Source organism: Stieleria sp. (assembly GCF_041595215.1).
Classification (GTDB): domain Bacteria; phylum Planctomycetota; class Planctomycetia; order Pirellulales; family Pirellulaceae; genus Stieleria; species Stieleria magnilauensis.
Map to the genome: position 1 here is coordinate 1 of NZ_JBFHKV010000194.1, position 9958 is coordinate 9958.

The following is a 9958-nucleotide window of genomic DNA, read 5'->3' on the forward strand; positions in this document are numbered from 1 at the left end:
ACAAGCCTCTACTCGTCGCAACGTTTTCGCGTTCTAAAATCACTTGACGCGCATGATCGATCCGAATCAATCAAGAGGCTTGTTCGGGGGAGAGGGGAGCCATTTGGGGGTAGGTCGCTTCTCGATTTTGAGGTATTGGGCGCAAGCCCTCCGGTCTTGCCGATCCCGATCGAAGAGGCTCGACGGTTTACGGCGTCAAATCAAAATCGCCGGACAGGTCGCGCCAGACGCAGTGGATATGGTTGGCCGGGTTGCCGGCGGCATCGGCTTGCGTGTTGACGAACTCGATCAAAAACCGTTTGCCCTGCACGCGGTAGTAATGCCCGATGCCCGGCTTGGTGGCGCCGGCCCAAGCGAAATGCACACCGTCCCAGCCGTCTTCTTCGATCTGGGCACGGCGTTCATCGGCGACCGGTTCGGTGACGGCATCGATGTAGGTGTTGACCAGTTTGGTCAGCAATGCCTTGGACTCCTCGCTCATTTCGCGATAGGTGATGCCCACCGGTTCATCGACCTTTGCTTGAGCTTCGCCGGCGAAGCGAATTTCTTCGGGCGCATCTTGGTCGATGATCGCGATGTCTTTCTGGCCGGTCTCGAGCGACGCGACCAGATCAAATGCGAGTTGTTCTTCGTCTCTCAGCACGCGTGTTCCCTTGCCCAGCGGTCCGGAAACGTCGTTCATCACGGTGGCGGGATTGGCGGCGAAGAATTGCGGTGTGCTGTCGACCAACGCGCCGTCGCTGAAACTGAAATTCATCGACAGGTGGTGTCCTTCGAAGCTGAGCCCCCATTTTCCTTCGTCACCGGGCGTGCCGAAGAGGGTCACAAAGTACTTGTGCGGATCGCGTTCCCAGGTGCGGTCTTCCCCTTCCAGTTCCCTTAACACGCCTTCGAGCAACATGATCTTGCTGGCCTTTCCGTAGCCCGCTTCGCTGAGGGCACTGCGAAGCATCCGCAGGGCGGCGACCCGTTGGGAGGCATTCATGTTGCGAAGCATCAGCCCCTTGCGAGTCTTTTTCGGGATGAAGTGCCAATCGACGCGTTTGTCGCTGTCATAGGGCATCGTTGCGATCGATTTCTGGTCGTCGTCCAATTGTTCCAGGAAATGATTGGCGAACAGAGCGACTTGAGAGCCGGGGGAATCGGCGAGCTTCAGCCCGGCACCCGTCAAACACAACAAAACAAACGCAACGGATAGGATTCGCATGGAAAGAGATCTCACGAGGTTGGTGGGGAGAGTAGGAGGCGGGTGTGGGGGGGAATTGCCGACAGCCGATGCCAGGACGCGGCCATCAGGTCCCAGCCATCAGGTCGCCTCGGCGAGGTGCCGTCGGCCCCAATTCTAACGCAAGGCGGCGTCGCTACCCAGTCAGGCTTCTCCGGGGAGATCGGTTACAATCCAATCTTGTTTTGTTGACGACAGTGCGTCCTCCACCAAGTGCATCGCATGGACGACCGAAAAAAATGAATGTATCCCCGCCCGGCAACCCCCGTCAGCTTCAAGAGCAGTTTTTTGAAGCGATGGGTGGGCCTCAGCAATTTCAGCAACTGTTCGCCTATCTCCCGGACGTCTACTTTTTCGTCAAGGATGCCCAGAGCCGCATGATGGCGGTCAGCTCCGCCATCCTGAATCGACTGGGGGTGTCCAGCGAAGCCGAAATCATCGGGACGTCCGACTACGATCATTTTCCCGCACAGCTTGCCGATGAATTTGTCCGCGACGACCGGACGGTGATCGAAACCGGCCGACCGTTGATCAATCGTGTCGAAATCTGGTACACCGAACATCGCCTGCTGGACTGGTTCGTGACCACCAAGCTGCCGGTCCGCAACAACCGTGGCGAAGTGATCGGGGTGATGGGGACGGTGCGGGATTACAATGGCGCGCGCGCCGAGATCCAAGCTTACTCGCAAATTGACGACATCTTGAATCACATCCACCAAAACCTGGATCGCAAGATCGGCGTCAACGAACTGGCGGCGATCGCGGGCGTTTCATCACGCCAGCTGCATCGTCGATTCGTCGAACTGTTCGGGTTGAACGTGCAAGAATTCTTGGCCAAAACGCGGATCAAAGCGGCCAGTGACGCGCTGATCAATACCGACATGAGCGTCGGAGACATCTCCTTGAAATTCGGTTTCTGCGACCAAAGCGCGTTCACACAACAGTTCAAAAAACACATCGGAGAAACCCCGCTCAAATTCCGCAAACGCCAACGCGTGCTGCCACGCATTTGATGGAAGCTCTCGACCCCCTGCACCCTACACGACCTGCACCCTACACGACCTGCTCCCCACACGACCTGCTCCCCACACGACCTGCTCCCCACAAGAAATGACTGCCTGATGACACGTTCCTGTTGGTTGATTCAAATGCGAAGCCTCGTCGGTCTGGTTGGGTTGCTCTGCGGATGGGCGGTGATGCTTCCGTCGGTTTCCCAGGCCCAGACCCGGCGTCCCAACATCTTGATCGCGATCTCCGACGACCAGTCCTATCCCCATGCTTCGGCCTATGGCGACGCGGCGATCCGGACCCCGAGTTTCGATCGCGTGGCCAAAGCCGGCGTGCTGTTTCAAAACGCGTTCACGCCGGCGCCGGGTTGCAGCCCGATGCGGGCGGCCTTTCTGACCGGCCGCGAGATCTGGCAGATCCGTGAAGCCGGAACACACGCCAGCTATTTCCCCACCGATTTGCCGGTCTTCACCAGCCAATTGGAAAAAAGCGGTTACCACGTCGGGATGACGGGCAAGGGCTGGGCGCCTGGCAAGGCCGTCGGTTGGCCCCATAACCCGGCGGGCAAATCCTACGGCAAGCGAAAACTGAAGGCTCCCAAGGGCATCGCCTCGAACGACTACGCCGCGAACTTTGACGACTTCCTCGACGCCCGCGATAACGACCAACCGTTTTGTTTTTGGTTCGGCGCTTCCGAGCCTCATCGCGTATTCGGCAAGGGGTTGGGTAAAGCAAGCGGCATCGACACCGATGCGATCTCGGTGCCCAAGTTCCTGCCCGACGAACCGGAAATTCGCAGCGACATCGCCGATTACATGTACGAGATTCAATGGTTTGATTCGCACTTGGGACGCATGTTGGATCGACTGCAGCGCGACGGCCAACTCGACAACACACTGGTGATCGTCACCAGCGACAACGGCATGTCGTTCCCCCGTGCCAAAGCGAATTTGTACGAGTACGGGATTCACATGCCGCTGGCGATCGCCTGGCCCGATCGGATTCCCGCCGGTCAAGATACCGATGATCTGGTCAGCCTGATCGATGTGACGCGAACCATTTTTGCCGCCGCGGGCGTCGTGCCCCAGCAAGCCGATCAGTTACCTGGCATCAACCTGCTGCCCCGATACAGCAACGAAGCCGATAAGGTGTCGCCATCGCGCGACGCGGTTTATAGCGGTCGCGAACGTCACTCGTCGTCCCGGTTTCGTACACTGGGGTATCCCTGTCGCTGCGTCCGAACCGACACCCATCTCTACATCCGCAACTTCGCGCCCGAACGGTTCCCCGCCGGGACGCCGCAGAAATACAACCGCGCCAAGTACGATGATTCCGGCAAATTGGTCAGCTTCGAATTGGGGCCGGCCGACGGCGGCTATCACGATATCGATGCTTGTCCGACGCTTGACTGGATGATCGCCAATCAGGATCGACCGGACGTCGCTCGGCTGATGCAATTGTCGGTCGGGTTGCGTCCCGGCGAGGAACTGTATGACATCGTCGGCGACCCCGATTGCCTCAATAATCTGGCAGCCGATCCATCGTTCGGAGAGATTCGGGAGCGTTTGTCGAACCTGCTCGACAGTTATCTGCGTCGTACAGGAGACGTCCGCGTCACCGCGCCCGAGAAGGCGAACGTGTGGGAGACCTACCCGCGGGTCAGCGGTCTGCGCTGGTTCCCTGAACCGGAGTGGGCACGGCAACATCCCGAGTGGGTTCCCGAGCAACCGTGGCTGGAAGCACGCCGGCCGAAGTGAAACCGGCTGTCGGCGTGAGGCAGGGACAGGCTGAAGGCCCATCCCGTGTTTAGCGATCCAGCGTGCGAACCAGCGCGGGCAGGACACTCAGGTTGATCAGCGTTCCGATCACCAGCGTCCATGCGACCAGTGTCCCGAAGGTCGCCGTGGGAATGAACTCGCTGGTCGACAGCACGCTGAAACCGGCGACCAGTGCAAACGTCGCCAACATCACGGGAGCGCCGATGTTGCCGGCCGCAGACACACACGCCTGACCGGGGTTGCGGCCGATCGCTCGCCGACGCCGATACACCGTCAACAGGTGCACCGAGCCATCGATGGACAGTCCCACCGAGACCGCGGCGATCATCGCGGCGCCCATGTTGATTCGGCCTCCGCCGAGCGAGACGGTTGCCAACACCAAAAACGCGGGAAGCAAGTTCGGCACCAACGCCGCCGTCGCCAGACGCAAGCTGCGGGTGGCGATGCCCATCAACAGCCATATCAACAACGCCGAAACGATGAAGCAGCGCCACTGGTCCGACACCAACTGGTCGACCAATCGCGTCATGATCACGTAGTACCCGGTCACGGTGACACGTTCGGTGACCGGCTGTTCGCTGCTTGGTTCTTCCGTTGTGGTTGGTTCGGTCTCCGAGTCCCATCGCTGCAAATGTTCCGACGCGATGCGTTGCACGTTTGCGATCAGTTCGCGTTTGGTGTCGGCCGACAATCCCTCGGGGCTTCGCAACATGATGCGCAACTTACGCCGCTGCGGTGCCGCGCCGATCGGTTCGGAAATCAACGCGCCGATGAAGGTGGGCAATCGCGTCCGCATCGCGGCGATCCGCACCGATGCCGGCATCCATTTTCCGGCCGACGAACGCCCCAGGACTTCGGTGGCATCGGCGATGCTGATCGCCTTGCTCAAACCCGAATCGCCGCCGAGTTCGCCGAGCAGGTCGCGTTGAAGCGTTTGCACTTGCGACAGGAATGGATTGGACAGGGTCGCGGGCACATCGAGCACCAGATCCCAAACCCCCGCTCCTCCCAAGTTATTTTCAACGTTGCCGTAGTCCTGGACGATCGTGCTGTCGGGACGAAAGTTCCGTAAGAAACTGGTCTCGGTCTCGCCCCGCGTGACGGCGACGATGGCAACGACCATCACGACGGCCGCACCCGAAACCGTCCATTTTCGATGCCCGGCAAACCAGGCCGCCACACGAAAACAAAGTCGACGCAAGGTGCGTGTCAGCAGATGCCGTGTCGGCACGATGCGTCGAATCCAACGAAGTTCGGGAAGCATCAAGCATGTGGGCGTGAACAGCAAGATCGCGACAAACACGTTCATCGCCGCCAGTGCAACCATCAAACCGAACTGACGCACCGGCAGGATTTCGGAAAAATAGAGCGCGGCGAATCCCGCCGCATCGGTCGCGCACGTCCAAAAGATCGGCGCGGCCATCCGCTGCATGACTTCTTCGGTCGATTCGATCTGAGAGAACCCGCGGCCGCGGCGGCTGTGATAGCGGACGCCCAGGTGCAGCACCGCGGTGACCGCCACCACGGTGACAATGGCCGTCAGAATCGATGCGATCAACGATAGCGAGATGCCGGCCAAAAACATCGTGGCTTTGGTGAGCACGACCGACCACCCGATCACCAGCGCCAGCAGCAGCACCAAGCGCAAGTCCAACAGCGCCAGGGTCAACACCAGCGATAGCAACGCAATCGTCACGATCGCCAATCGCGCCCCATCGCGACGCACCAAGGCAAACGCTTCGTCGACGAGCACGGGTTCGCCGACCAGCGAAACGTTGCTGACCAACTGCTGCTGGGACCACCAGGCGGTGATGTCGCGCAGCCCCGCCACGGTCGACGCGGTTTTTTGGTCGTCGATCATCACCACGACCGCCGCGTGCGAATAGTCCGCCGAATGGGTGTAGCCGGAAAAAATGTCGCTCAGTCCCTTGCCGACCGGGTCATCGGGACGCATCAGCGCCGGCGTCTCGTCAGCCGGCGATGCATCGCCGTTCCCGAACGGCAACACGTTGACTTTATTCATCCCCTCGGCCGCTTCGTTGAGCACCCAAGGTGAGAGGGTGGCGGTGACTCCATCGAGCGCCCTGACCTTTTCGGTCAATTGGCGGCTCCGCTCGATGCCGCCCGCCGTCGGCAACGCTTCGTCGCGGTACATCAGCACCAGCACGTCGTCTTCGCCGAACCAACGTTTCAGGTTTTCGTATTGTTGCAGCGTGATGTCTTGATCACCGAACAACGACGAAACACTTTGTTCGGTCGTCAATCGTGTGGAGATGGGGTACGCGCCGGCCAGGGTCACGATGCCGAGGGCCATCAGGACCAATCGCCAACGAATCGCGTATTGAATCAAGAACTGCATCGGGACAGGCTACGTGGACGCCATACGGCTCGTCAAGCATGCGTCGCGATGTCATCCCCCCACGCTGATCGAGCGGAAAAGGGGTCAGGCACCAAAAACCAAATGGCCCGTAGGGTGCTTCGCATTTTTGGTGCCTGACCCCTTTTCCGCGGACGGTCGATCAGAGTGATAGAATTGGCGGCGTCCGCCGCGCGTCGTCGTATCCAGGTTGTTACCCCAGAGCCGTTCCCTTGCCCTCTCGATCAAATCTCCGAATGCTGCTGTTGGCCGTCGGGCTGACGCTGTTGATTCGAGGTGGGGTGATCTATTTTGACTCCGACGCGTTCGTCGCGGATCCGGATGCCTATCGGGTGATCGCGAAAACGCTGCGGCAATCCGGTGTTTTTGGTCTGACCGGTGCGGACGGATCGACGCGAGCGATCGCGTTTCGGCCGCCGCTGTATCCCTGGTTGTTGTCGATTTGCATGCCCGGCGGACAACTGTCGCGACTTGCCGTCGCAGCGCTGCATCTCGTCTTGGCCGCATTGACGGCCTGTTTTGTCTTCCTCTCGACGCGGCATTTCGCGGCGCAGCTTCGTGAGTCGTCTCGGTTCGACGGCGGTGACCGCCTGGGTTTGGCGGCGGTTGTCTTGACGGCAATCGACCCGATTCTGTTGCGGCAATCCGTCGAAGTGATGACCGAAACCTTGGCCGCCACCTTGGCTGCTGCGGTGATCTGGTTGTGGAGCGGATGGAATGCCGCAGGGGCGACCTCCGCGCGCAGGCGTGGTTCGATCTTTTTTCCCTTGGGAATCGGCGGGGCGCTCGCGTTGGCCTACCTCTGCCGGCCGACCTTTCTCGTCTGGGCCGTGCTGTTGGTTGTCGCCACGCCGTTGCGTTTTCGAAACCGACGCGGTGTGAAATCTGCCCTGGTGATCGCGTCGGTCGTCGCCCTCGCGGTCGGCGGCTGGACGTGGCGAAACATGCGGGTCTTGGGACATCCGGTCTGGGCCACGACCCATGGCGGATACACGTTGTTGTTGGCCAATAACGAGTCGTTCTATCGCTATCTTTCGGAAGGGCAATTCGGGCAAGCCTGGGACGCGACGTCGTTCTTGAACGCCTACGCGCATCGTTACGAGGGCGACCCTCGCGAGGCGGCGTTTTGGCGACGCGATTGGACCGGGACACCGAATTACGACGCCGCGGTCTCGGAGGTTGACGACGATCGTTTGTGCTATGAATCGGCCGTGGCCACGATCAAGCGACACCCGTCTGTGTTCGCATGGTCGATGGTCGTGCGTGTGGGGCGTCTGTGGAGTCCGTTTCCGCATGCGGTCGCGGGGCGTTCCACGCCGGCCACCCTCGCGGTGGGTTTGTTCTACGTCGCGCTGTCATTGGCGGTGATCGTCACAGTCGCGCGGCACCGGCGACGAGTCTTTGGCAGTCGCTGGTGGGCGATCTGGTTATTGGCGATCACGCTGACGGGCGTCCATGCGGTCTACTGGAGCAATCTTCGAATGCGAGCCCCGGTTATGCCCGCGATCGCGATCCTGGCGGTGTGTAGTGTGGTGGGAGGAAAGAGTAAACGTAGGGCATGCTGAGCATGCCGGGAGTCACGCACTGCGTGACGGACTCATTCAATCGACGCCGAATTCGAACACGCTTCGATAGGCGCCTTGTGATTCGAAGTATTCGAGCATTCGGCGGTAAAAGTCGTTGCCGCCCAGTGTGGCGCTATCGCCGATCACGATCAGCTTTCGTCGGGCGCGGGTCAGTGCGACGTTGGTCCGCCGGGTGTCGGCCAGGAAACCGATTTCGCCGCGATCGTTGCTGCGTGTCAGCGTGATCAAGACGACTTCCTTTTCTCGGCCCTGGAAACCATCGACGGTATCGATTTCAACGTCGCGCAATTCCGGGCGATTGCGGAGCCAACGCACCTGGGCCGCGTAGGGGGCGATGATGGCGATTTGATCGGGCAGCACACCGGCCTCGATCAATTCGGTCGCGAACCGGGTGACCAGCTTGCCTTCGCCCGGATTGAGTTTGCTTTCGCCGTCGCGTTCAAGTTCCTCGTTCAGGTTGGCACCGGCCGTGTCGACCAACATCAAGGGCTCTTCGGTCATCGGCGACGACTGGACATTCGGAAGGTCACACAGTCGATGCTCGACAACGCTGCGATCGGCGACCAGCGAATCGTCATAGAACTCTTGTGAAGAAAATTCCATGATCGACTGGTGCATGCGGTACTGTACCGTCAGCCGTCGATAGATCGATTGGCCTTCGCGTTCGATCAACCGATGCATCATCGAGTCACGCATGCCTTCGGCGGCTGCCTGGTCGGACAACACCGTCGGTGGAAGCTGGCAGTGATCGCCGGCCATGACGACCATGTCGGCACGCAAAACCGCTTGCCAGACACTTGATTCGGTGCACTGACACGCTTCGTCGATCACGACCAAATCGAACCGAGCGTCGCCCAGCAAGTCTTCGTCGATCGTTGTCGTCGTGCAGATCACGTCGGACCCTTCGATGACGCCCCGGACGACGCTACGTTCCAGCGATCGAATTTGGCCGCGGAGATCACCGGCGGTGGAGTACAACAAGCTGCGTCGCTTCTTTCCATCCCGCCCGCGATGCGACCGCGCCGCCGAACGCATCAATTCGGATAACTCGCGTCGCATGTCGCGGATCACCGCCGAGGACGGGTCGGCGTCGACGAGTTCGTCCAGCGTGTGACCGCGCAACGATTCGAACACTCGAGCCGGGTGGCCGACCCGCAGCACGTTGGGCAGCATCGCGACCAACCGTTCCAGCAAGTTGTCGACGGCCGTGTTGCTGGGGGCACAGGCCAACACGCGGTCGCCACGCATCACCGCTTGATAGATGACTTCGGCCAGCGTTGTCGTTTTGCCGGTGCCGGGCGGGCCGTGCAGGATCGCGATGTCGGGCGCGGCTAACGCAAACAGGACCGCGTCCCGCTGTGGCGGGTTCAAATCGCTGCGGAATTCGATCGGATCCGGATCGCCGTAGCGGATCGGGCGCTGTCCCAGTAAGAGGTCCCGCATCTGCTTGGCCCGGCCGCTGGCGCAGCGTGCCGACGCCATCGCCGCCAGTTGTCGGCGACGGGTGGTTTCATCGGGTGAAAGATCCAGCCGAAAGTACCTTGCGTCGGGCCACTTTTCCGACGCCACCTGGATCACCGATTGGCTGCGACGACTGACGACGCCCGCGATCCCCTGGTCGCCCGGATCGTCGGCATCGGAAATCACGACCGGTGATCCGACTTTCAATCGATTCAGCGGTAACGGTTTCCCGCCAACTTTGGCGAAATCGAACAGAAACCGACCGGCGAGTCCCGTCTGGTGGTCTTGAAGTTGAAGCCCCAGAATCGTCTCGCCGGTTCGTTCGGCATCACGCGTGTTTCGCATCTGCCGTCGCAGCGCCATTCGGGCGCGTTCGGCATCGGCTTCCAGATCCAACCAGGACGAGAGGACGTCGAAGTAGTCGTCGACGCTCAATCGGTCGAGAGGTTGTTTCGCGGTGATCGTCATTCGATTGGCGTTTCTTTTTGCCCGTCACGGATGTACGGTTTGCGGGTCTGTTCAC

The 9958-nt window shown here is 60.4% G+C and carries 6 protein-coding genes; 3 read left to right on the forward strand and 3 right to left on the reverse strand.

The genetic code is table 11. The features are described from left to right. Positions 1–187: 187 nt before the first annotated feature. Positions 188–1207, reverse strand: a complete 1020-nt coding sequence (locus tag ABX749_RS09985; protein WP_372895847.1) for a DUF3500 domain-containing protein — start codon at positions 1205–1207, stop codon at positions 188–190. A 257-nt stretch (positions 1208–1464) separates the two neighbouring features. On the opposite strand from ABX749_RS09985, the gene ABX749_RS09990 reads away from it, so the two are divergent. Together ABX749_RS09990 and ABX749_RS09995 are read left to right on the forward strand one after the other, a co-directional pair. Beyond that, positions 1465–2238: an AraC family transcriptional regulator gene (locus ABX749_RS09990; RefSeq protein ID WP_372895848.1), complete on the forward strand. Its 774-nt coding sequence runs from the start codon at positions 1465–1467 to the stop codon at positions 2236–2238. Between the two features lie 108 nt (positions 2239–2346). Next, the gene (locus ABX749_RS09995; RefSeq protein ID WP_372895849.1) at positions 2347–3990 is read left to right on the forward strand and encodes a sulfatase; all 1644 of its coding nucleotides are present in this window, start codon (positions 2347–2349) and stop codon (positions 3988–3990) included. A gap of 49 nt (positions 3991–4039) precedes the next feature. Here ABX749_RS09995 and ABX749_RS10000 read toward each other — a convergent pair whose 3' ends face one another. Further along, complete coding sequence (locus ABX749_RS10000; RefSeq protein ID WP_372895850.1) at positions 4040–6370, reverse strand: RND family transporter; 2331 nt, start codon at positions 6368–6370, stop codon at positions 4040–4042. A gap of 254 nt (positions 6371–6624) precedes the next feature. Here ABX749_RS10000 and ABX749_RS10005 point away from each other — a divergent pair, with 254 nt between their 5' ends. Further along, positions 6625–7953 (forward strand): hypothetical protein, encoded by a 1329-nt coding sequence (locus ABX749_RS10005; RefSeq protein ID WP_372895851.1) that lies wholly within the window; start codon positions 6625–6627, stop codon positions 7951–7953. A 36-nt stretch (positions 7954–7989) separates the two neighbouring features. Here ABX749_RS10005 and ABX749_RS10010 read toward each other — a convergent pair whose 3' ends face one another. Further along, positions 7990–9903 carry an AAA domain-containing protein gene (locus tag ABX749_RS10010; protein ID WP_372895852.1) on the reverse strand — a complete coding sequence of 638 codons (1914 nt, stop codon included), beginning with the start codon at positions 9901–9903 and terminating at the stop codon, positions 7990–7992. Positions 9904–9958: the final 55 nt, after the last annotated feature.